Annotated in this window: 21 protein-coding genes; 14 read left to right on the top strand and 7 right to left on the bottom strand. The window is 72.2% G+C overall.

The features are described from left to right. Positions 1-7: 7 nt before the first annotated feature. Positions 8-793 (bottom strand): FadR/GntR family transcriptional regulator, encoded by a 786-nt coding sequence (locus tag SD460_RS45155; protein ID WP_290052504.1) that lies wholly within the window; start codon positions 791-793, stop codon positions 8-10. 140 nt (positions 794-933) lie between these two features. Between SD460_RS45155 and SD460_RS45150 the strand changes: the two genes are divergently transcribed. From SD460_RS45150 to SD460_RS45120, 7 genes are all read left to right on the top strand, one after another. Continuing rightward, positions 934-2,136 (top strand): cytochrome P450, encoded by a 1,203-nt coding sequence (locus tag SD460_RS45150; RefSeq protein WP_318307740.1) that lies wholly within the window; start codon positions 934-936, stop codon positions 2,134-2,136. Positions 2,137-2,147: 11 nt separating this feature from the next. Further along, on the top strand, positions 2,148-3,251 hold the full coding sequence (locus SD460_RS45145) for a zinc-dependent alcohol dehydrogenase (protein WP_290052501.1): 1,104 nt from the start codon (positions 2,148-2,150) through the stop codon (positions 3,249-3,251). Positions 3,252-3,431: 180 nt separating this feature from the next. Beyond that, positions 3,432-4,643, top strand: coding sequence for an ABC transporter substrate-binding protein (locus SD460_RS45140; RefSeq protein ID WP_290052499.1), 1,212 nt, complete (start codon positions 3,432-3,434; stop codon positions 4,641-4,643). Positions 4,644-4,658: 15 nt separating this feature from the next. Continuing rightward, entirely contained in the window at positions 4,659-5,546 is an 888-nt protein-coding gene (locus tag SD460_RS45135) for a branched-chain amino acid ABC transporter permease (protein WP_290052497.1), read from the top strand. Then, a complete protein-coding gene (locus SD460_RS45130) occupies positions 5,543-7,246 on the top strand; it encodes a branched-chain amino acid ABC transporter ATP-binding protein/permease (RefSeq protein ID WP_318307739.1) in 1,704 nt (567 codons plus the stop codon). Before SD460_RS45135 ends, SD460_RS45130 begins: the two co-directional genes overlap by 4 nt. Before the next feature lie 5 nt (positions 7,247-7,251). Continuing rightward, positions 7,252-7,959 carry an ABC transporter ATP-binding protein gene (locus SD460_RS45125; RefSeq protein WP_318307738.1) on the top strand — a complete coding sequence of 236 codons (708 nt, stop codon included), beginning with the start codon at positions 7,252-7,254 and terminating at the stop codon, positions 7,957-7,959. Further along, positions 7,959-8,540, top strand: coding sequence for a cysteine hydrolase family protein (locus SD460_RS45120; RefSeq protein WP_318307737.1), 582 nt, complete (start codon positions 7,959-7,961; stop codon positions 8,538-8,540). Before SD460_RS45125 ends, SD460_RS45120 begins: the two co-directional genes overlap by 1 nt. Positions 8,541-8,759: 219 nt before the next feature. Here the strand turns inward: SD460_RS45120 and SD460_RS45115 are convergent, their stop codons facing one another. Beyond that, a complete protein-coding gene (locus SD460_RS45115) occupies positions 8,760-9,578 on the bottom strand; it encodes an SDR family oxidoreductase (RefSeq protein WP_318307736.1) in 819 nt (272 codons plus the stop codon). Between the two features lie 86 nt (positions 9,579-9,664). On the opposite strand from SD460_RS45115, the gene SD460_RS45110 reads away from it, so the two are divergent. Next, positions 9,665-10,606 (top strand): TIGR03619 family F420-dependent LLM class oxidoreductase, encoded by a 942-nt coding sequence (locus SD460_RS45110; RefSeq protein ID WP_290058590.1) that lies wholly within the window; start codon positions 9,665-9,667, stop codon positions 10,604-10,606. 45 nt (positions 10,607-10,651) lie between these two features. Here the strand turns inward: SD460_RS45110 and SD460_RS45105 are convergent, their stop codons facing one another. Then, on the bottom strand, positions 10,652-11,965 hold the full coding sequence (locus SD460_RS45105) for an MFS transporter (RefSeq protein WP_290058589.1): 1,314 nt from the start codon (positions 11,963-11,965) through the stop codon (positions 10,652-10,654). Positions 11,966-12,191: 226 nt separating this feature from the next. Between SD460_RS45105 and SD460_RS45100 the strand changes: the two genes are divergently transcribed. Then, positions 12,192-13,118, top strand: coding sequence for an SDR family NAD(P)-dependent oxidoreductase (locus tag SD460_RS45100; protein ID WP_290058588.1), 927 nt, complete (start codon positions 12,192-12,194; stop codon positions 13,116-13,118). A 57-nt stretch (positions 13,119-13,175) separates the two neighbouring features. Here SD460_RS45100 and SD460_RS45095 read toward each other — a convergent pair whose 3' ends face one another. Beyond that, complete coding sequence (locus tag SD460_RS45095) at positions 13,176-13,910, bottom strand: EthD domain-containing protein (protein WP_290058587.1); 735 nt, start codon at positions 13,908-13,910, stop codon at positions 13,176-13,178. Between the two features lie 93 nt (positions 13,911-14,003). Between SD460_RS45095 and SD460_RS45090 the strand changes: the two genes are divergently transcribed. Further along, entirely contained in the window at positions 14,004-14,987 is a 984-nt protein-coding gene (locus SD460_RS45090) for a PDR/VanB family oxidoreductase (RefSeq protein WP_290058586.1), read from the top strand. Positions 14,988-15,007: 20 nt separating this feature from the next. Further along, on the top strand, positions 15,008-15,871 hold the full coding sequence (locus SD460_RS45085; protein ID WP_290058585.1) for an isocitrate lyase/PEP mutase family protein: 864 nt from the start codon (positions 15,008-15,010) through the stop codon (positions 15,869-15,871). Between the two features lie 6 nt (positions 15,872-15,877). Here SD460_RS45085 and SD460_RS45080 read toward each other — a convergent pair whose 3' ends face one another. After that, positions 15,878-16,438 carry a TetR/AcrR family transcriptional regulator gene (locus SD460_RS45080; RefSeq protein WP_290058584.1) on the bottom strand — a complete coding sequence of 187 codons (561 nt, stop codon included), beginning with the start codon at positions 16,436-16,438 and terminating at the stop codon, positions 15,878-15,880. A gap of 58 nt (positions 16,439-16,496) precedes the next feature. Between SD460_RS45080 and SD460_RS45075 the strand changes: the two genes are divergently transcribed. Then, positions 16,497-17,276 carry an SDR family NAD(P)-dependent oxidoreductase gene (locus SD460_RS45075; RefSeq protein ID WP_290058582.1) on the top strand — a complete coding sequence of 260 codons (780 nt, stop codon included), beginning with the start codon at positions 16,497-16,499 and terminating at the stop codon, positions 17,274-17,276. Between the two features lie 39 nt (positions 17,277-17,315). Beyond that, complete coding sequence (locus tag SD460_RS45070) at positions 17,316-18,056, top strand: SDR family NAD(P)-dependent oxidoreductase (protein WP_290058581.1); 741 nt, start codon at positions 17,316-17,318, stop codon at positions 18,054-18,056. A 15-nt stretch (positions 18,057-18,071) separates the two neighbouring features. Here the strand turns inward: SD460_RS45070 and SD460_RS45065 are convergent, their stop codons facing one another. Together SD460_RS45065 and SD460_RS45060 are read right to left on the bottom strand one after the other, a co-directional pair. Further along, positions 18,072-19,457 (bottom strand): MFS transporter, encoded by a 1,386-nt coding sequence (locus SD460_RS45065; RefSeq protein ID WP_290058580.1) that lies wholly within the window; start codon positions 19,455-19,457, stop codon positions 18,072-18,074. 30 nt (positions 19,458-19,487) lie between these two features. Beyond that, the gene (locus SD460_RS45060; RefSeq protein ID WP_290058578.1) at positions 19,488-20,216 is read right to left on the bottom strand and encodes a Sua5/YciO/YrdC/YwlC family protein; all 729 of its coding nucleotides are present in this window, start codon (positions 20,214-20,216) and stop codon (positions 19,488-19,490) included. A 147-nt stretch (positions 20,217-20,363) separates the two neighbouring features. On the opposite strand from SD460_RS45060, the gene SD460_RS45055 reads away from it, so the two are divergent. Then, complete coding sequence (locus tag SD460_RS45055) at positions 20,364-21,143, top strand: IclR family transcriptional regulator (protein ID WP_290058577.1); 780 nt, start codon at positions 20,364-20,366, stop codon at positions 21,141-21,143. The last annotated feature ends 1 nt before the right edge of the window (position 21,144 follow it).

Here is a 21,144-nt window from a genome sequence, read left to right as displayed (position 1 = left end):
AAACGGGTCAGGGGACGATGTCGCGCCAGCGCAGCTGCTTGTCCATGACCGTGGGGAAGTCGGCCTCGATCCGGGTGCGGAACGGGCGAAGGTGCTTGCGCATCGCCCAGCGGGCGCCTTCGGCGTCACCGGCCTCGATGGCCTCGGCGATCGCGGTGTGGGACTTCACCACGTTCTCCCGGCGCGGCCGGGAGTAGTCGAGCCCCAGCGGCACGCCGTCGGTGATCGTGTGCAGCGACGAGATCACCAGCGCGAAGAGGTCGTTGCCCGACGCGGCGGCGACCGCCGAATGGAAGCGGTCGTTCTCGGCCAGGAAGTTCTGCTCGTCGTCGAGGAAGGCGCGCATGCCGTCGATGGTGTCCCGGATGCGTGCGTGGTCCTCCGCGGTCGCCCGCTCGGCGGCGAGCCCGGCCAGCTCGGGTTCGAGGGTCTCCCGCGCGGCGACGACCGCCCCGAACGGGACTCCGCGCAGCTGCATGAACAACCCGAGCACCCAGGCCAGGTCCTGGCCGTCCTGTTCCGCGACGACCGGGCCGCCGCGCGGGCCGGGTTTCAAGGTGATCGCCCCGGTCATCTCGAGGAACCGCAGCGACTCCCGCAGGGTGCCCCGGCCCGCCCCGAACCGCTCGAGCATCTCCCGCTCACCGGGCAGCATCGAGCCCGGCTCGAGGTCGTCGCGTGTGATGTCGTCGACGATGTCCTGCGCGATCGTGAGGGCGGCCTTGTGGGACCGGCGGGGGTCCGGCCGGCGTCGTGGCCGGCGCCCGGCGCCCTCGGTTTCTTCGCTTGCCACGTCGTGCACCCCCGCCTCGAAGTCTGATTGATCCTACCATTGCCCCTATCTCGGCTCCGGCGGTTGACGGACCACGGGCGGCTGCCTAGCCTGCTATTGCTCCTATAATTAACCTAGTGGGGGTCACCTCAGGAGGTTCAGTGTCGAACACCTGTCCCGCGAACGTCCCGCTTCCCCTCGACCCGGCGCTCCCGCGCACGGAGAACTACGAGGACGGCGCCTCGGTGCTGCGCTCGGCGTCGTTCAGCGTCGACGTCTACCACGAGAACGCGGTGCTGCTGGCCGGCACGCTGCTCGGCTCGGACGGCGACCGCCACCGCCACCTCAAGCGCCTCGAAGGCGGCCTGTTCAACCCGGCCCACCTGGCGCACTACGAGAAAACGGTGCTGGCCGAGGTGGTGGACGAGGAGCTGGCGGCGCTCGCGGCGAACGGCGACGGCGTTCCCCGCGGCGACCTGATCCCGCTGGTGCGCCGGATGGCCCTGCGGATCTCCGCGGAGGTGGTCGGGCTCGACGACATCGACGACGCCCGGCTGTCGCACCTGACGAGGCTCGTCGCCCGGCTCGGCGACGGAATCCTGATCCAGTGGGCGACCCGCGACCACGCCGAGGTCATGCGGGACGCGCTGGCCGGCAAAGAGGAGTTCTGGGCGGAGTTCGTGCGCCCGGCGCTGGAAAAGCGCCGCGGGCAGGCGAGGCCAGGCAAGGACCTCATCTCGGTGCTCCTCGCCGACACCACGCTGAGCTGGTCGGACGACGACATCCTCAAGGAAGCCCTGCTGTTCATGGCCGCCGCGGCGTTCACCACGGCGACGGCCGTGACGCACGCCGTCGCCGAGCTGACGAACTGGCTGCCGGGCCACCCCGAGGCCCGCGAGAAGCTCGCCGATCCCGAGTTCCTGCGCGTCGCCGGCATGGAGTCGCTGCGCGTGCACCCCGGGCGGCACGTGCTGTTCCGGGCAGCGGCCGAGCGCACGACCATGCCGGACGGGACGCCGGTGGAGCCGGGTCAGCTGGTGCTCGTCGACAAGTTCCACGCGAACATGGACGAAGAGGCCTACGGCGGCGCGGCCGGCGAGTTCGACCCGTACCGCACGATCGCCGAGGGCACCGCGCCCTACGGCCTGAGCTTCGGGGCCGGCCCCCACCAGTGCCTCGGCAAGCCGCTGGTGCTGGGCACCGCGGCCGGGCGCCGCGCCGAGCCGCGCGACGGGACGCTCGCCCTGCTGCTCGGGGCGTTGTTCCGGGCGGGGGTGGAGCGCGATCCGGACCACCCGCCGGTGCGCCCGGACAGCGTCCACGACCGCTACGAGTCCTTTCCCGTCCGGTTCACCGCGCTCTGAGGAGGATGGCGATGCGAGCACGGGCGATGGTCCAGCCGGGGCCGGGTGTGCTGGAAGAGCGGGAGTTCGAGGTCCCCGTCATCGGAGACGGCGAGGCGCTGCTGAAGATCGAAGCCACCGGCATCTGCGGAAGTGACAAGACGCAGCTCGACGGCGGCTTGGCGAAGAGCGGCTGGTCCGCCTACCCGGTGATCCCCGGGCACGAGCCGGTCGGCCGGGTGGTCGAGATCGGCGCCGAAGCGCGTCGGCTCTGGGGCGTCGGGGAGGGACAGCTCGTCGCGGTGGAGTCGGTGGTGCCGTGCCAGGTGTGCGACCGCTGCACCGGCGGGCTGGTGAAGTTCTGCCGCAACCGCTTCTCCTACGGCTTCACGCCGACGACGTTCGGCAGCGGGCTGTGGGGCGGCTTCGCCGAATACCTCGTGCTGCGCCCGAACACCCGGGTGCACCCGGTGCCCGACGGTGTCGAAGCCGAGGTGGCGACGCTGTTCAACCCGCTCGGCGCCGGGTTCGACTGGACGGTCCGGCGGGGCGGGACCACCGCCGGCGACGCCGTGGTGGTTCTCGGGTGCGGGCAGCGCGGCCTGGCCTGCGCGGTCGCCGCCCGGGCCGCGGGCGCGGACCGGGTCGTCGTCACCGGGCTCGCCAAGGACCGGCACAAGCTCGAGATCGCGAGCCGGCTCGGCGTCGACGCCACCGTCGAGGTGGACAACCTCCCCGACGGCTGCCCCGACGTCGTCACCGCGGTCCGCGCGGCGCTCGGCGGGGACGCCGACCGGGTGGTGGACACGACGCCGCACGCGGTCTCGGCGATCGGCGACGCGATCGCGCTCGTGCGGCCCGGGGGAGTGGTGGTGGTCGCCGGGCTGAAGGGCGGCGCCGATCTGTCCGGAGTGGACGCCGACGCGATGGTGCTCAAGGCGATCGACCTCCGGGGCGTGGTCAGCGTGGAACCGTGGGGCTACCGCCAGGCCCTGCGGCTGCTCGGGTCGGGCCGGTTGCCGGTCGAGCTGCTGCACTCCCACACCGTGCCGCTGGCGGCGGTCCGCGAGGGCATCGAACTGCTCAGCCGGTCCGACGCCGTGCACGTGTCCGTCGTCCCCGAGGTGGCGAGCTAAGGCCGGGCGAACCCGGCGAGAGCGGCGGGCGTGACCCCACGCCCGCCGCTCGGTCCTGCCCTTTTCCTTGTGCGGCAATGCCGGCGCTGATCAACAACTGTCCACAGTGCACAGCTCTTGTGTGCCGGAGTTATTGCTCCTATGGTTATCAGGAATGTCATCCGGCCCAAAGGAGGGACCGTGCAACTCGGCTACGGAAGCGGGGGACGCAAGGGGCGGATGGCCGCCGTGCTGTCGCTCTCGCTCGCGCTCACCGCCACCGCGTGCAGCGGCGGAGTCGGCGGGGACCCCGGCGGCGACTCGATCAAGGTGGGCGCGGTGTTCGCCCTCAGCGGCGTGTACGGCGCGATCGGCGGCGAAATGCTCGACGGCGTCCGCTTCGCCGTCGACGAAGTGAACGCCGCGGGCGGGATCGGCGGCAAGAAGCTCGACCTCGAGGTCAAGGACTACCGGTCCGACCAGAGCCTGCTGCCCGGGCTCGCCAACGAACTGCTGCAGGACGGCGTCGTGGCCGTGGTCGGGCCGGAGACGAGCACCTCCTCGGTCGTGCTGGACCCGACGATGGCCTCGGCCAAGGTCCCGATGATCACCGCCGCCGGGCTGAACCCGAAGGGCGCCTACAGCTTCAGCGTGCAGCCGCTCAGCGGGTACTTCGACCTCGCGGCCGAATTCGCGAAGAGCCGGGGCGCCAGGGCGTTGTGCGACCTGGGCGTCAGCGGCGCCTCCTTCGAGTCGCTGCAGCAGGTCCTGGAACCGGCGGCCGCGAAAGCCGGGCTGCCGATGGGCACGCGCATCCCGTTCGACGCCGCGGCGAGCTCGCTGACCCCGCAGGTCACCCAGCTGAAGAGCGACGGGTGCACGGCGGTCTTCGCCGGTGGCACCGGCCCGTCCGTGCTGGTGGTCGCCCGGGCGATGGTCGACCTCGGGATGACCGACGCCATCCTGATGTCCCAGCCCACCAACGCGACCGCCGCGACGCTGGCCCAGCTCGGCGCGGCGGCGCCGTTCACCAGCTTCGGCCTGCCCAAGGTGATGGTGGCCGACCTGCTCCCGGCGGGCGACCCGGCCGGGCCGGCGATCCGGCCGTTCGCGGACGCGTGGAAGAAGGCCGGGAAGCCGGCGCTGACGACGAACAACGCGATCGGCTACTCGAGCGTCCGCGTCGTCTCGCAGGCCATCGAGGACGGTGGCCCGGCTGCCGAGGCGATCTACGCGGACCTCAAGTCCGGCAAGGACTTCCCGACGCCGATGCTCACCTACAACTTCAAGGCGGCCCGCAACGGCACCCTGCCCGACCGCGGCGACGGCTGGTTCACCTTCGCGCGGTGGAAGGCGGACGCCAAGGCGTGGGAGCTCACCTTCACCGGCGCCGCACCGGCGTCCGGCCGCTGAGCGAGGGGAACGCCGGTGCGGGAACTCCAATCACTGTTCAACGGAATCGGGCTCGGGGCCTTGTACGCCCTGGTCGGCCTCGCGGCCGCGTTCGTCCTGCGGGTCACGAAGATCATGAACTTCGCGGTGGGCGGGATCGTGGTGCTGGCCGGCCTGACGGCGGCCTCGCTCGCGGGGCTGCCCCCGCTGCCGCGGCTCGTGCTGCTCCTCGTGGCCGGAGCGCCGGTCGGCGCGCTCGTGCACCTGGTCTCGACGCGGTGGCTCGCGAGCCGTCCGGGCGGCGGGCAGGAACACGACCTCGGCGGGGTGCTCGTGACGGTCGCGCTGGCGACCGCCCTGCAGGGGCTGGGTTACCTGCTGTTCGGGTCGGACCTGCGGTTCGCCACCCCGGTGGTGCCGGCGCGCACGCTGGCGCTGGGTGGCGGGATCACCGTCACGACCGGCACCCTGCTCCTCGTCGCGGCGGTCGCGCTCGGCGGGCTCGGCAGCTGGGTGGTGCTGGAACGGTCGCGGCTGGGCCGGGCGCTGCGGGCGGTGTCCGACGACCCGGTCACCGCCCGGCTGTCGGGCGTGCGGGTCTCGACGATGGCGTTCGTCGCCTACGCGCTGCTGGGCGTGCTGTGCTTCTTCGTCGGCGACGTCTCCGCCGAAGTCGTCGGAGTGACGCCGGACAACGTCTTCCACATCATCGTGGGCGCCTTGTTCGGGCTGGTGATCGGCGGCGGCGACCGCGTCGCCGGGCCGATCGTGGGCGGCTTGGTCATCGGGATCGCCGAAGCGGTCGTGAACGCGCGGGGCGGGCAGTTCACCGCCACCGTCGTCCAGCTCGGCCTGGTGCTGGTGATCCTCCTGGTGAAACCCCGGGGCCTGTTCCCGGACCGGACGAGCAGGGTGGTCGGATGAACGAGCGGTTCCTGCGGCGGGCGATCCAGTCGGTCGTCGTCGCGCTGTACCTCTACGGCCTGTTCGGCGGCAGCTACGCGTTCCAGGCGACGCTGACGACGGTGTCGTTCACGGCCGCACTGGCGGTGGCCTACTCCCTCGTGCTCGGCTACCTGGACGTCTTCAACTTCTCGCAGCACGCCGTGATCGGGATTTCGGCGTACGGGTTCGCGATCACGGCGGCGGCCACCGGCTCGGTGTGGTGGGCGGTGCTGGTCTCGGCGGCCTGCTCGGTCGCGCTGCTCGTCGCGGTGGCGGGCCTGAGCGCACGGCTGACCGGGTTCCAGCTCGGCCTGGTCACCATCTCCGCGGGCGCGGTGTTCCTGACCGCGCTCACCACGTTCACTGGCCTGACCGGCGGCTCGTCCGGCATCACGGACTTCCCGCGCTGGGTGGACTTCTCGGCCCGCGAGACCGGCCCCGCGCTCGCCCTCGGCGTCGCCGTGCTCGTCGGCACCGGCCTCGTCGTGCGGCTGTTCATGTCGGGCCGCACCGGCCGTCTCGGCGTGGCGATCGGCGACGACGTGTTCCTGGCCCGGGTGGTCGGGACCAACGTCGTGGCGGTCCGGATCGGCGTCGCCGTGGTGAGCGGGCTGCTCACCGCCGTCGCCACGGTCCTGTGGGTGCAGGAGCAGAAGGTCGTGGTGCCGACGACCTACGGGCTGCCGCTGCTGATCCAGATCTTCCTCGTGCTGATGGTGGGCGGGCGGCGGAGCATCTGGGGCCCCATCGCGGCGAGCGTCGTCGTGGTCGGGGTGCCCGGCTGGATCGGCGGGCTGGACGGCAACGTCCTGACGATCGTGTTCGCGTTGCTGGTGATCCTCGTGGTCGTGCGCCGCCCGACCGGGCTGTTCCCGGAGGCGCTGCGCGACCGCCGTCGCCGGTGGGCGGTGCGCCGCGCGCCGGCGGGTGCGGCCGGCGCGCGGCCGGAGATCGTCGCGCTCACCGCGGACGGGGTCCGGAAGTCGTTCGGCCCGGTGGTGGCGCTCGACGGCGTCTCGATCGGGTTCGAACCCGGCCGGATCACCGCCGTCATCGGCTCCAACGGTTCCGGCAAGACGACGTTGCTGAACTGCCTCAACGGGATCTGGGCGCCGGAGACCGGGCGGATCGGGCTGCGCTGGTCCGACGGCGCCGACCGCGACGTCCGCTGGGGCCGGGTGCACCGGCTCGCCCGGCACGGTCTCGGCCGCAGCTTCCAGGTGCCGCGGCTGGCGGCGGGCCTGAGCGTGCGCGACAACGTCGGGCTCGCCTGCGACGGCTGGGGCCGGCGCGCGGATCCCGGGCGGCTGGAGGCGGTCCTGGAGCGGTGGGCGTTGACGGCGTGGCTCGACCGGCCGGTGGCGGTGCTGCCGCACGGCGTCCGCCGGTGGGTGGAGCTGGCACGGCTCGAACTGGGCGGCTGCCGCGTGCTGCTGCTCGACGAACCGGCCGCCGGGCTCACCGACGAAGAGGTCGAGTTCCTGGCCGGGGCGCTGCGGCGCTGGCGCGCGGACGGGTGCGCCGTCGTGCTCGTCGAGCACGACCACGACCTGGTGGAGCGGATCGCCGACCGCACCGTGGTGATGGTGGGCGGCCGGATCGTCGGCGTCGGCGACCTCGCCGAGCTGCGCGCCCGCGGCGACCTGCACGACGTCATCGGATCCGGGACGAGGAGCTGACCGCCATGCTGCGACGGAAGTCCACGAGTGCGCCGATCCGCGCGCTGGTCCTCGAGGACGCGGACATCGGGTACGGGCAGATGACCGTGCTGCGCGGAGCCGGCTTCACGATCGGGGCCGGCGAGTGCGCCGGCGTGCTCGGGCCCAACGGCGCGGGCAAGACGACCCTGCTGAGCTGCCTGGCCGGGGTGCTGGGCCCGGGCCGGGGTTCGGTCACCGGCCTGACCGGCGACGGCGACCGCGTCGACCTGACCCGGTCGGGTCCCGAAGCCCGGCGGTTCGCGGGGATCTCCTTCGTCCCCGAGGGCCGCCGCGTCTTCCCCCGGCTGACGGTGGAGGAGACGCTGCGGTTCGCCCACGAAGCCCTGCGCCGTCCCCGGGCGGCCGCCGACGAGGCGATCGAAGGCGCCTACGACCGGTTCCCCGGCCTCGCCGGGCGGCGGCACGTCGCCGCGGGCATGCTCAGCGGCGGCGAGCAGCAGATGCTGTCGCTGGCCAGGGCGATGGCGGGCGATCCCTCGGTGCTCCTCGTGGACGAGCCGTTCATGGGGTTGGCGCCCAAGGTGGTCGACGAACTGATCGGCTGCTTCCGCGAGCTGCGCGCCGCCGGCGTGACGCTCGTCGTCGCCGACGAAAGCGCCACCACGATCGACCAGCTCGCCCCGGAACGCACCGTCGACGTGCGCGACCTGCCGGCCCGGGTGGGTGGCTGATGCCGGGTTCCGGCCGCCGTCACGGACCGGGCCGCCGCCCGGCGGTGATCGCCGTCGACTTCCAGCGCCACTTCATCGACGCGGTCGCCGCCCCCGCCGTGGCGGCGACCGCCGGGCTCCTCGACCACGCGCGCCGCGCCGGGACACCGGTGTACCTCGTCCGCATCGAGTTCGACGACCTGGCGGACGCCGATCCGGCGTGGGCCGCCCGGTTCGACTTGAGCCCGTTGCTGCGCGGCGCGCCGGGGACCGAGCTGGACCCCCGGATCGGACCGCGGCACGGCGACGTCGTGGTCGACAAGCGCCACGCTTCCGCTTTCGCCGGAACGGACCTGGCGGTGCGACTGTCCGAAGAGGACGTCGATACGGTGCTCATCTGCGGTCTGACGACGAGCGGCTGCGTAAGGGCGACGGCGGTGGACGCGGCGTCACTCGGCTTGCGCGTGGAGGTGGTGCGGGAGTGCGTGGCGGACCCGAGGCCGCTGTCGGGACCGGTGGCGCTGTCGGACCTGGCGGACCGGTACGCGGACGTGATCGACCTCGGCGAAGCCGTGCGCATGCTGCCCGGCGGTGTCGAATAGCCGAGCCGGTCACGGTCGATGTCCTCGGTGCCGGTCACCACCAGGATGTTCGTCCGCTCGACCACGATCCGGCCGCTGATGCCCTGCAACGAAACTTCCGGTCGAGGTCGAGGACGGTTTCGCTGGACGGCATGGCGACCGCCCAGCTCGGCCCCAGGGTGCCGGGTGCCGCCGGCGCCACCCCGATCAAGGCCGCGACCGCGTCCGGGTGCTGCTCGATCAGCTTCCACCCGCTGCCCGCACGGCCGTCACGCCGCCGTCGACGAGGAGGTCGGTGCCGGTGACGAAGCCGGCGTCGGGCCCCAGCAGGAAGGCCGCGGCCGCGGCGACGTCGGCGGGCGTGCCGACCCGCCCGGCCGCCGAGGCCGCTACCGCCGCGCGCATGCGGTCGCCGCCCGGCCCGCTGAGCTCCTGGTGTCCCATCGGAGTGGCGACCACGCCCGGGCTGATCGAGTTGAGCCGGGCACGGCGCTCGCCCCACCGCGTCGCGGCGGCTTGCACCCGCAGCTGGTTGCCCCGCTTGGCCAGCCAGTACGCGGTGCGCGGCGATCGCGCGGCCTCCCGGACGAACGGCAGGTCCAGCAGGTCTTCGACGGGCGTCACGGCCAGCTCCCGTTCCTGTCCGGGCGGCAGGGCGGCCAGGCGGTGCCCGGCCATGCTCGCGATGACGACGCCGGCCCCGCCAGGAGCGACGACCTCGCCGAACTCCTCGACGGCGAACGCGACGCCCAGGAGGTCGATGCGCAGGATCCGCTCGGCGGGCGCCTGGGCGGGGGACACGCCGGCGGTGTGGGCGAGCCGGGTGACCGCGCCGAGGCCGGCGGCGGTGGCGGCGAGCGCGGCGACCGACGCGCGGTCGGCGACGTCCACGGCTTGCGTCACCACCTGGTGTCCCTCGCCGCGCAGCTCCGCGGCGGCCCGCTCGAGCCGGACCTCGTCGTGGTCGCCGAGCACCAGCGTGGTCCCGGCGCCGAGCCGCCGGGCGATCGCCAGGCCCATGCCGCCGGCCCCGACCACGACCGTCACGCCCAAGTCCATGACTCGTCTCCCGCTTCGCTGGACAGCGCTTCACTAAGAGGTTAATCATAGGAGCGTTAGTGGTCAACGTTCCCGAAGGAGTGACGATGCCAGCGTTCGGCCTGTTCCCCCCGATCCTGTACCCGATCAGCCTGCGGGACTGGGAAGCGGACGCCACGCCGGAAGACCTGCTCGGCATCGCCCGGCGAGCCGACGAACTCGGCTACGCCTTCATCGCCTGCGGAGACCACGGCGCCCTCGCCGTCGACGAACTGCGCATCTACGGGCGCGCCCGGTTCTACGACCCCGTCGCCACCCTCGGGTTCTTCGCCGCGGCGACCCGGCGGATCGGCTTGGTGACGCTCGTCTACCAGGCGCACCTGCGCAGTCCGCTGATCGCCGCGAAGGAGCTGGCGACCCTCGACCACCTGTCCGGCGGCCGGTTGATCGCCGGGTTCGGAGTCGGCAGCCGGAGGCACGAAGCCGACGCCGCCGGGGTCGACTTCGACCGGCGGGGCGCCATTGTGGACGACCACATCAAGGCGATGGAAGCGTTGTGGGGTAACGAAGTGGCCAGCTATCACGGCGAGTTCGCCCGGTTCGAGGACCTGATCTGCGAACCGCGGCCGAAGCAGCTCCCGCGGCCGCCGATCTGGATCGGCGGGAACCGGCTGGTCGGCCTGCGCCGCGCGCTGCGGCTCGGCGATGGCTGGGCGCCGTTCGGGGCGCACCGGGACGCCATCGCCGACGTCCTCGGCAAGGTCCGCGGCACGCCCGAGTGGGAATCGCGGCCCGGGGACTTCCGGATCATCGCGCCGTTGGCGCCGCTGGGCGGGCGGGCGCCGCGAGGTCAGCCGGCGCCCCCGTTCGAGGCGCCGGGCGACGCCGCCGCCGAGCGCACGGCCGCGCTCGTGGCGGACTGGCTCGCGCTCGGCGCGACGGACTTCATCGTCGACCTGCCCGCGCCGTCCTTGGCGGAGTTCCACGAGGCTTTGGCGTGGTTCGCCGAAGTCGCGGCACCGCAGGCGGGGCTGTCTATCTTGGACTGAACGAACCGGCTGGGCGACGGTGCCGTCGCCCAGCCGGTTTCTGCGTCACCGGGTCGGCAGTGCTTCCGGGAGCGGATCGGTGGCCGCGGTGCCGGCGAGTGACGTCCCGACCGACTCACGGCCGAGCAGCACCGCCGGTGCCGCGATCACGCACAGGCCGGCGATGACCACGACCACCCAGGTCAGCCCGCCCGGCGTGGTCATGAGGGCCGCGCTCACCACCGGGGTCAGCCCGCCCACGATCGCGGCGAGCTGGTAGGCGAGGGAGACGCCCGTCGAGCGCAGTCTCGTCGGGAAGAGCTCGCTCAGCAGCGACGCGATGGTGCCCTGCGCGGCCGGGGTGATGAAGCTGAACAGCACGATGAACGCGACGAACAGCAGCGCCGTCGAGCCACTGCGCATCGCCAGCAGGAACGGGTAGGTGGCGATCGCGACGCCCAGTACGGAGGCGACGTAAACCGGCCGGCGGCCGAGCCGGTCGGAAAGCAGGCCGTACAACGGGATCGTGAAGGTCGAGAGCACCCAGCTCGCGCTGAGCGCGAGGAGCACGGTCGTGCGGGCGTGCCCGGCGGCGACGGCGAAGCTCACCGCGAAGCTGCCGAAAAACGCCGCGGACATCGTGGGCGGGATGCTCGCGAGGATCCCGCGGGCCAGCGGGCCGAGGTGGCTCACCAGGCCGGCCTTCTGCCCGCGCGCCCGCTTGGCTTCGACGAACAGCGGGCTCTCGCTGATCCGCAGCCGCAGGTAGATCCCGAGCGCGATGAGCACGAAGCTCAGCAGGAACGGGATCCGCCACGCCCAGCCGAACAGGACCGGCTCCGGGAGCCCGGCGACGACCGCCATCACCAGCGTGGCGACGACCGCCCCGAGGGAGAGGCCGCCCTGCCCGATCCCCGTGTACAGCCCGCGGCGGCGGGGCTCGACGTGCTCGGCGATCATCAGCACGCCGCCACCCCATTCGCCGCCGTGCGCCAGGCCCTGCACCATGCGCAGGAGCACCAGCAGAACCGGCGCGAGCGGACCGACCTGCGCCTGGGTGGGCAGCAGCCCGATGACCCCGGTGCCGCCACCGGCCAGGCACACCGTCGTGATCAGCACCCATCGGCGGCCGAAGCGGTCGCCCAGGTAGCCGAAGACGAAGCCGCCGAGCGGCCGGACCAGGTAGCCGGTGGCGAAGGTCGCGAACGAGGCGATGGTCGCGAGCGCCGGGCTGAGCTGCGCGAAGAACAACGGCCCGAAGATCAGTGCCGCGGCGGAGCTGTAGAGGACGAAGTCGTAGGTCTCGATGGCGGTGCCGAGGCAGCTCGAGGCGACGACGCGGCGGACTTCACGCCGGGTGGCCCGCGGGTCGGCGCTCACCGGCCTTGCCTCGCCGTCGCGCGGGAAGTCGTGGTCCTGACGGTGGTTGACCGGGCACAGTCGAGCATCGTTGCTCCTTTGTGGATGGTGAGTGGCCGAGAACCGGACCGATTGCTCCTACTATTAGCCTGGATGTCGGGCCGGTCAAGGGTCACTTCCGGTCGGCTTGACAGCGGACCTATTGCTCCTATCATTAACCCGTTAGAGGTTCGCGCAAGGAGGAATGATGGCTGGACAAGGCCCGCTCGACGGCCGGGTGGCGATCGTGACCGGCGCCGGGCGGGGGATCGGCCGCGGCGAAGCCCTCGCCCTCGCGGCGGCCGGCGCGAAGGTCGTGGTCAACGACCTCGGGGTGGACCCGGACGGTGCGGGTACGGCCGCGGGGCCGGCCGACGAGGTGGTGGAAGCCATCCGGAGCGGCGGCGGTGAAGCCGTCGCCAGCTACGAGTCGGTCGCCGACTGGCACGGTGCGGCCCGGGTCGTGGCCACGGCGGTCGAGGCGTTCGGCCGGCTCGACGTGCTGGTGAACAACGCGGCCGTGGTGCGCCAGCACAAGATCGAGGACGCCACCGAGGAGGACTTCGACGTGATGGTCGGGGTCAACCTCAAGGGGACCTTCGCGATGTGCCGGCACGCGATCCCGGTGCTCCGGCGCCAGGGCGGCGGGCGGATCATCAACACGACGTCGAACCAGTGGGCCGCGCCGCTGGGCAACGCGGAGTACGCGTTGTCCAAGGGCGGTGTGACGAGCTTGACGTACGCGCTGGCCTGGGAGCTGCAGAAGGACGGCATCACGGTGAACGCCGTCGCCCCGTTCGCGCTGACGCGGATGACGGCCGACCAGGGGCAGCGGGACGCGGCGCGGATCGCCGAGGGCGTGATGAGCGAGCGCCGCGCCCGTGCCAAGGAACCACGGGCCGACGCGGCGCTGGTCGCCCCGATCGTCGTCTACCTCGCCGGCGACCGGGCCGCGGACGTGACCGGCCGGGTGTTCCGGGCCGGCGGCGGCAAGATCGGGATGTACAGCCACCCGGTCGAGACGCGCACGATCTTCCGGGACGAGAACGCCGGGCCGTGGCCGCACGAGGAACTCGTCGAGCTGCTGCCGCGCACCGTCCTGGCCGCGGACACCAAAGCTCCGCACATCGTCTGAGCCGCACGCGCGGGGCCCCTGACGTGCCGGGGTCCCGCGCGTGCTTCATCCGGGTCGCTACGCGGGCTGCGTGATCGGCCGGTCGACCGCGGTCCGCTCGTCGATCGCGGGCCTCGCGTGGCTCAGCCGGGTCGCCATCGCGACCGTCCGCACCTCGTCGCACAGCTCCGCGCGCCGCCTCAGGTAGGCGCCCTCGAACGCCGGCGTCCGCGTGAACTCCCGGAGCTCCTCGGCGCTGTCGAACCACAGCTCGGTGACGGCGTCGAAGTTGTAGCCCGGCGGCCGGTCGACCACCGCGTTCACCACGCCTCGGCGCGTGCCCGCCGCCACCTCGGCGTGGGCCTCGGTCAACGCCGCCACGAACTGCTCGTTCGTCAGCGCGCGGTCGCGCTTGAGGAAGAAGGCCAGGCAGTACGGCCGCATGGCGCCCGGGCTGGCGACGTGCTCGTGCGTCGTCAGGGTGAAGTGGCGGGCGTAGGTGGAGAAGGTCGCGAGCTCGTCCGGCTGCAGCAGCTCCATCATCTCGTCGTGCTGCCACATCGTCGTCGCGACCTCGGGGCCGGTGAGGGTGAGGAAGTTGACCCCGTCGTAGTCGAGGGCGGCGCGCGCGAACACCGTGCGGTCGAACAGGTTCAGGCAGTGCGCGGTCTGCACGATGCCGGGGCGGATCCGGGGCATGCTGCCGGCGAGCAGCGAATGCTGGCGCCAGCGGACCACGAACTCGGCGGCCGACAGCGCGGGATTGCGCCGGGCCAAGTACACCAGCTTGGTCGTCGGATCCGGTGTCGTCACGGGTTCCTCCTCGTTCGGTCAGCTCTTGTCATCGACGCGAGTGCTTTCTATGCTAATTATAGGAGCAATCACGATGAGGTGAAGGTGGGCGTCATGAGCGCAGGTCAGGAGCTCGAGGTCCGGGTGCTCGCGGCCCGCTGGGAGGCCGACGGGGTGATCTCCCTGCAGCTCGCCAGAACCGATGGCGGGCAGCTGCCGCCGTGGGAACCCGGCGCGCACGTCGAGGTCGTCCTCCCGTCCGGCCGGATCCGCCACTACTCGCTCTGCGGGGATCGCGGGGACCCGTACACCTACACCGTCGCCGTGCTGCGCGAACCCGCCGGCCGCGGCGGTTCCGCGGAGGTCCACGACACCGCGCTCGTCGGTGGGGAGCTGGTGATCCGAGGCCCGCGCAACCACTTCCCCCTGCGGCCGGCCGGGGCGTACGTGCTCGTCGCCGGCGGCATCGGCGTCACGCCGATCCTGAGCATGGCGCGCGAGCTCACCGCCCGCGGCGCCGACTGGCGGCTGCAATACGGCGGGCGCTCGCTGGAATCGATGGCGTTCCTGCCCGAGCTCGACAAGCTGGCCTGCGCCGCGGACGCGCCCGTCGACGTCCGGCCGCAGGACCGGGCCGGTTTGCTGCCGCTGGAGGAGATCGTCCGGGCGGCCCCGGCCGGTGCCGCGATCTACGGCTGCGGACCCGCGGCGATGCTCGACGCGCTGCGGGCGGCGGCGAGCCGGGTCCGGCCCGAGCTCGAAGTCCACTTCGAACTCTTCACCGCCGGGACCGCCGAGCCGGGGGAGGGGGGCGCGCCGGACCGCCACGCCCGCCCGTTCACCGTGGTGCTGGCCCAGACGGGGGAAACCGTCGAGGTGGCCGATGGCACGACGATCCTCGAAGCGGTGCGCGACGTCGTGCCCGACGTCCCGTACTCGTGCGAGGAGGGTTTCTGCGGCACGTGCTGCACGAAGGTGCTCGGCGGCACGCCGGTGCACCGGGACACCGTGCTCGACGACGGCGAGCGCGCGGCCGGGGACACGATGATGATCTGCGTCGGGAGCTGCTCCGCCGCGGAGCTGGTCCTCGACCTGTGAAGAGTTCGATGGGAGTGGAGATGCTGGGTCTCGATCGCGCGGCGTTCCGCGCGCGGGTGTCGAGCGGCGAGCCGCTCATGGTGCAGTGGTGCCCCGACGCGCTCACCGCCCGGCTTTGCGAACGGCTGGGGTACGACGGCGGCTACCTCGGCGGTGGCGGCCTCGGCTACTCGATGGCCGTCTCCGAGGCGCTGCTGAGCGTGTCGGACCTCGCGGCGGCGAGCTGGCAGATCCGGCGGCGCGCCCGGCTGCCGCTGATCGTGGACGGCGGGGTCGGCTTCGGCGACGCGGTCCACGTGGCGCGCACGGTGTGGGAGCTCGAAGCGGCCGGCGTGCACGCGATCGAGCTCGAGGACCAGGTCGCGCCGAAGCGCGCCAGCCACCACCGGCACGTCGAGCACCTGGTCCCGCTCGAGGAGATGGTGGCCAAGATCCGGTTCGCGGCCGAGGCGCGGCGCGACCCCGACCTGCTGCTGATCGCCCGCACCGGCGCGGTGCAGAACGAGGACTTCGAGCGCGCCGTCGAACGGCTCACCGCCTACCACGAAGCCGGTGCCGACGTCCTCATGCTGCTGCCCGCGAACGACGAGCAGCTCGCCGAGGCACCGGCCCGCCTTTCCGCGCCGGTCGCCACGCTGACGTCGTTTGATCTCCACACCGCCGAGGAGTGGCGAAGCCTGGGGTACGCGATCCTGATCGACGCGGTGACCGGCCAGACGGCGGCGTTCGCCGCGCTGCGCGAGGCGTACGAGCGGCAGCGCGCGGGAAAACCCAGCGGCCGTCCCGCCGCGGAGTCGTTCGCGATCTACGAAAGCTTCCAGGAGCTCGCCGGCTTCGAAGAGCTGTACGACATCGAGCGCGCCACGACCGAACCGGGCACGTGACCGGGCTCAGTCGAGCAGCACGCGGAACAGCTTCTCGAGGGTGTCCCGCAGCGTCTCTTCGTCCGCTTCGTTGAGCGCGGTGCTGCCGATCACCTTGCGCATCAGCCAGAACCCGTTGATCAGCGCCAGTGCCATCGCCGCCCGCTCGGTGCCGCGGGTGCCGGGGACGACGTCGTACAGGTGCCGCTCGACGTGCTTTTCGATGCCGGCGCGCAGGATCTCCGCGGCGCGGGGGTTGGGGGCGGACCGCAGGACGAGCAGGAACGGGTCGAGGTCGCCGGCCTCGGGCGCAGTGCGGCGCACGAGCGTCGCCGCGGCGTCGCGGGCCAGCGTCGCCGGGTCCGCGCTCAGCACGGTCCGCTCGGTCAGCGACACCTCGACCACCTCCGTGAACAGGCCTTCCTTGGAGCCGAAGTAGCGGTTCACGAGCATCGCGGTGACCCCGGCCGCCTGGGCGATCTCCCGGACGCCGACGCCGTCGTACCCCGCGCGGGTGAAGGCTTCGATGCCCGCGCGCAGGATGGCCTCTCGGGTGGCGGCAGCGTCGCGGCGACGTGGCTCAGTCATGTATACGAGTGTAGACTAGTCTCAAGTCTACACACGTATACATCTGGAGAGCGAGACCATGGATCTGCAACTGACCGGCCGGCGCGCACTCGTCACGGGCTCGAGCTCGGGTCTCGGCGAAGCGATCGCCCTGCTGCTCGCGCAGGAAGGCGCGGACGTCGTCGTGCACGGGCGCGACGAAGCCCGGACGCGTGCGGTCGCGGAGAAGGTGGGGGCCAAGGCCGTCGCGGTGGGCGACCTCGCCACCGACGAGGGCGCCGACGCGGTGGCGGCCGCGGCCGGCGAGGTCGACATCCTGGTCAACAACGCCGGGGCGTACGACCACCTCGGCTGGGCGGACTCGACGCCCGAGGTCTGGCTGCGCACCTACGACGTCAACGTGGTGTCCGGCGTGCGGATGATCCACCGGTTCGTGCCGGGCATGCGGGCCCGCGGCTGGGGCCGCGTCATCCAGATCGGCGGTGGCCTGGGCGGCCAGCCGATGGCGATGCAGCCCCACTACAACGCGACGCTGGCCGCACGGCACAACCTCGCCGTGTCGCTGGCCCGCGACCTGAAGGGCACCGGGGTGACGTCGAACGTCGTTTCGCCGGGCGCGATCCTCGTTGATTCGGTCCAGCGCCTGCTGACCGAGATCGCGCCGGAGCGCGGCTGGGGCGCGGAGTGGGCCGAGATCGAGCACAACGCGGCCGAAGACTTCGTCCCCAACGACATCGGCCGGTTCGGCCGGCCCGAGGAGATCGCGGGCGCGGTCGCCTACCTGGCCGGCCCGTACGCCGACTACATCAGCGGCGCGACGCTGCGGGTGGACGGCGGGACGATCCGCTCGGTGCAGTGACTCCTGGACATCATGCCCTTTAAGGATAATGATAGGAGCATGAGGGACGAACTGTTCTCCGTCCGGGACAAGGTCGTGGTGGTCACCGGCGGCGGCCGGGGGCTGGGCGAGATGATCGCCCGCGGTTTCGCCGAGCGGCAGGCGAAGGTCCACATCGTCGGCCGCTCGGCGGAAACCCTGACGGCCACCGCCGACCGCCTGGGCTGCATCGCCGTGCCTGCCGATTTGTCGACCGCGGCCGGCATGGACGCGGTGGCCGAAGCGCTGTCCGCCGAACCGGCGGTGCACGTCCTGGTGAACAACGCGGGCGCCAACGTCCGCGGCGAAGTGGACACCTACCCCGAGTCCGCCTTCGACGAGCTGTTCGCGATCAACGTCAAGCCGGTGTTCGGCTTGGTGCAGCGGCTGCTCCCGAAGCTGCGCGAGGCGGCGTCCCCGGGCGACCCGGCGCGCATCGTCAACATCGGCTCGGTGGTCGGGCTGAAGCCGTCGGGGCGCGGGTTCGCGTATTCGACGACCAAGGCCGCGGTGCACACGCTCACCCGCCACCTCGCGCTGGCGCTGGGCCCGGAGTCGATCACCGTCAACGCGATCGCGCCGGGACCCTTCGAGACGGAGATGACGTCCGGGCGCATGGCGGAGATGCTCGGCAGGCTTTCGCTCAAGCGGCCCGGCGTGGATCTGGACCTGATCGGCGCCGCGGTTTTCCTGGCGTCCCGTGCCGGAGCATTCGTGCACGGCAGTGTGCTGCCGGTGGACGGAGGACTGGCGATCACGTGACGCGGCCGGCGATCGTCAGCCCTCGCCGATCTCCTCGAGACGGCGGCCGCGGGTGCGCTCACCGAACAGCCCTACGGTCAGGCCGCACAGCAGGATGAACGCGGCGGTGAGGGTGAACACGCCGCCGAAGCCGAAGGCGGCGGCGACCGCGGCGATGAGGAACGCGTTGCCGAACCCGGCGAGGCGGCTGAAGCCGTTGGCGAGCCCGGATCCGAGGCCGCGCAGGACGGTCGGGAAGACCTCGGGCAGGTACGCGTAGACGACGGCGGTGTTGCTCTGCAGCAACATCGTCACGGCGAACCCGCTGATCACCAGGATGGCGTAGGAGCCGGTGAACGCGAAGACCAGCATCAGCGCGGCGATGATCGCGGTGAGCACGAGTGAGGTGGTGCGTCGCTGGAAGCGGTCGCTCAGCAGCATCGCGAACAGCGCGCCCAGCGGTGGGCCGACGGAAAAGATCGTGGTGATGGTCAGCGCTTCCGCGGTGGTGTAGCCGCGCTCGACGAGCAGGGTGGGCACCCAGCCGTTGAACCCGAACACACCCAGGGTGCCGAGCACGAGGCACAGGGTCGCGACGATGGTGCGTTTGCGCATCCCCGGCGCGAGCAGGTCCGACGCCTTCTTGTGCTGGTGGATCGCATTGACCGCAGCGACTCCGGGCAGCGGGCCGGGAAGCTGGGCCTCCAGCCGCTCCACCGTCGCCCGCGCCTCGTCGAGCCGGCCGTTGACCGCGGCCCAGCGCACCGATTCCGGCAGTGAGAACCGGGCCAGCACGGCCGGCACGATGCCGATCGCGCCCAGGACGAAGAGCCATCGCCACGCGTCCGGTGCCAGCGGCACGATCAGCCGGGCCGCGCTCGCGACCAGCGGAACGCCCAGCGAGCCGACGCCCAGCATGAGGGCCTGGCAGCGGCCGCGGCTCGCCCCGGGGAACATCTCGGCGACGTAGACGAGCAGAACCCCCGTCACCGCCTGGATGCCGAAACCGGTGACGACTCGCAACACGCCGAGTGCCGCCACGTTCGGGGCGAACGAGGACAGCAGCGAGGCGACCGAATAGAGCACAGTGGCCCAGACGAGAACGCGCCGGCGGCCGAGCCGGTCGGACAACCGGCCACCGACGATCCCCCCGGCGAACATGCCGAGGAAGGAGTAGGAAGTCAGCTGCCCGATCTGGGCGACCGACAAGCCCCACTCCGCACGGATGCCCGGGGCCGCGTAGGCCAGGGCGTTGGTGTCCATCAGGTCGCAGACGAACAGGACGCCGAGCAGGATCATCCAGCCGCGGTGGGACCGGGTCGTCCTGGGCAGCCGCTCGAGCCGGGCGGCCAGGTGACCCGCGGCGGCCACGCGATCCGCGGCTCTGGGCCCGGTGACGGTGTTGTCGAGGGTGTCGTCCATCGTGCTCTCCTTTGAGCCGGTGGGAAGGGGTTACGCCGAGGCGGCTTGCTCGCGGAGGTGACCCGACGGCAGGACGTCGCGCCCCGGGTCGGCCGGGAGCTTGATGCCGAACTGGGTGTCGACGATGTCGCTGATGAGGTCGTAGCAGGACCCGATGCGGACGACTTCCATGGTGGTGAAGTCGATGACGGTCGAGGACCGCCGGTAGTGGTGGTACTTGCAGAGCCCGTAGTCGACGACCAGGTCCACGGCGTCGATGATCGGCTGCTGGATGTCCTCGACGCGGAACTTGGTGCCGGTGCCGGTGAGGTTGGCCGACGAGCCGAAGAGCGGCAGGCCCGCGGCGTGGGTCAGGCGGACGACCTCTTCGGGGAGGCGGCCGTTGTTCAGCAGCATCGCGAGGGTGCCCCCGACCGTGCTGGCGGTCAGCGTTTCGCCGCCGGCCGCGGCGATCACCGGGTGGTCGGCCCGGAACGGCGCCACGACGCAGAGCGGCAGCCCGGCGTCGAGCGCGATCGCGTCGATGATCTCCCGCTCGCGGCCGCCGATCTCGTGGACCTCGCGGTGCAGGTCGTAGTTCCCGGCCATCGCGTTGCGCTTGTGCGGCGCCCGCTGCTTCGCCTCGAACAACCGCTGCAGCCGCGTCCCTGACATCGCGCCGGCGGCGTAGCCGATGTCGCCGGGCATGATCACCGCACCGCCCGCGCTGACCGTGTCGAAGATGCGCTTCGCGTCGCCCTTGATGTCGCGCCTGCTCATCAGAGCCTCCTTGCTCGTGTGGATTGGTCTGCCGCGATGCGGCACGGAACCCTGATCTTCTTGACCGAGGGCGAGGACAGCATCTACCGTTAGACCACTTCGTGGCAAGCCCTACCGCGATGTGACCTACTTGGAGGGATCAGCACGATGCCCGACGGCCAGCCCTCGATCCTCGTCATGGAGAAGGCGGTCCGCGTCCTGGACTGCTTCTCCCCGGAGCACACGCGGCTGTCGCTGAGCGACATCCGGCGCCTGACCGGCATGCCCAACTCGACGGTCGCCCGGCTGGTCCGCACGCTCGTCGAGAGCGAGCTGCTGCAGCGGACCGGCGACGACTACTGCGTCGGCCTGCGGGTGCTGAGCTGGTCGTCGGCCGCGGCGGCGGGCTCGGACCTGCTGGTCGCCGCCGACCCGGTGGCCGCGCACCTGCGGGACGTCACCGGCGAGACGGCCGGGGTCTACATCCGCCGCGGGACCACCCGCGTGGCGGTCATCGTCAAGCTCAGCCCGCGGTCGATCATCTTCCGCTGCGACGTCGGCCAGCTGGCGCCGGTCAGCCAGGGCGCGGGGGGCAAGGTGTTCATGGCCCACGACGAGCGGGTGCTCAACGCGGTCCTCGTCGAGACCGCCGAGCAGGCGACGGGCGAACCGCGGGCCGCGCTGGAGGGCCAGCTGGAGTTCGTGCGGGCGAACGGGTGGCTGTTGACCGAGGAGGAACGCGAGGCCGGGCTCAGTTCGATGGCCGCGCCGGTGTTCGACGCGAGCGGCGCCGTCGTGGCGGCCCTCGCGGTCGGCGGCCCGTCGTTCCGGCTCGACCGGGCGATGGCCGAGGAGTTCGGGCCGATGGTCGCGGAGTCCGCCAAGGCCCTTTCGCGCCGTCTCGGCTATCCGGGGCAGGCCGACCGCTCGGCCGAGGAGACGGCGTAGC

It is taken from the genome of Amycolatopsis solani, from assembly GCF_033441515.1.
In the GTDB taxonomy this organism is placed as follows: Bacteria; Actinomycetota; Actinomycetes; order Mycobacteriales; family Pseudonocardiaceae; genus Amycolatopsis; species Amycolatopsis solani.
Note: the sequence above shows the minus strand (reverse complement) of the source record. Positions and strands in the feature narration are given on the sequence as shown.

What these genes read in the sequence shown, in the direction of transcription:
- SD460_RS45145 (WP_290052501.1), top strand. Translation starts at nt 2,148, where the DNA reads ATGCGAGCACGGGCGATGGTCCAGCCGGGGCCGGGTGTGCTGGAAGAG.
- SD460_RS45130 (WP_318307739.1), top strand. Translation starts at nt 5,543, where the DNA reads ATGAACGAGCGGTTCCTGCGGCGGGCGATCCAGTCGGTCGTCGTCGCG.
- SD460_RS45125 (WP_318307738.1), top strand. Translation starts at nt 7,252, where the DNA reads ATGCTGCGACGGAAGTCCACGAGTGCGCCGATCCGCGCGCTGGTCCTC.
- SD460_RS45120 (WP_318307737.1), top strand. Translation starts at nt 7,959, where the DNA reads ATGCCGGGTTCCGGCCGCCGTCACGGACCGGGCCGCCGCCCGGCGGTG.
- SD460_RS45115 (WP_318307736.1), bottom strand. Translation starts at nt 9,578, where the DNA reads ATGGACTTGGGCGTGACGGTCGTGGTCGGGGCCGGCGGCATGGGCCTG.
- SD460_RS45110 (WP_290058590.1), top strand. Translation starts at nt 9,665, where the DNA reads ATGCCAGCGTTCGGCCTGTTCCCCCCGATCCTGTACCCGATCAGCCTG.
- SD460_RS45100 (WP_290058588.1), top strand. Translation starts at nt 12,192, where the DNA reads ATGGCTGGACAAGGCCCGCTCGACGGCCGGGTGGCGATCGTGACCGGC.
- SD460_RS45090 (WP_290058586.1), top strand. Translation starts at nt 14,004, where the DNA reads ATGAGCGCAGGTCAGGAGCTCGAGGTCCGGGTGCTCGCGGCCCGCTGG.
- SD460_RS45085 (WP_290058585.1), top strand. Translation starts at nt 15,008, where the DNA reads ATGCTGGGTCTCGATCGCGCGGCGTTCCGCGCGCGGGTGTCGAGCGGC.
- SD460_RS45080 (WP_290058584.1), bottom strand. Translation starts at nt 16,438, where the DNA reads ATGACTGAGCCACGTCGCCGCGACGCTGCCGCCACCCGAGAGGCCATC.
- SD460_RS45075 (WP_290058582.1), top strand. Translation starts at nt 16,497, where the DNA reads ATGGATCTGCAACTGACCGGCCGGCGCGCACTCGTCACGGGCTCGAGC.
- SD460_RS45070 (WP_290058581.1), top strand. Translation starts at nt 17,316, where the DNA reads ATGAGGGACGAACTGTTCTCCGTCCGGGACAAGGTCGTGGTGGTCACC.
- SD460_RS45065 (WP_290058580.1), bottom strand. Translation starts at nt 19,457, where the DNA reads ATGGACGACACCCTCGACAACACCGTCACCGGGCCCAGAGCCGCGGAT.
- SD460_RS45060 (WP_290058578.1), bottom strand. Translation starts at nt 20,216, where the DNA reads ATGAGCAGGCGCGACATCAAGGGCGACGCGAAGCGCATCTTCGACACG.
- SD460_RS45055 (WP_290058577.1), top strand. Translation starts at nt 20,364, where the DNA reads ATGCCCGACGGCCAGCCCTCGATCCTCGTCATGGAGAAGGCGGTCCGC.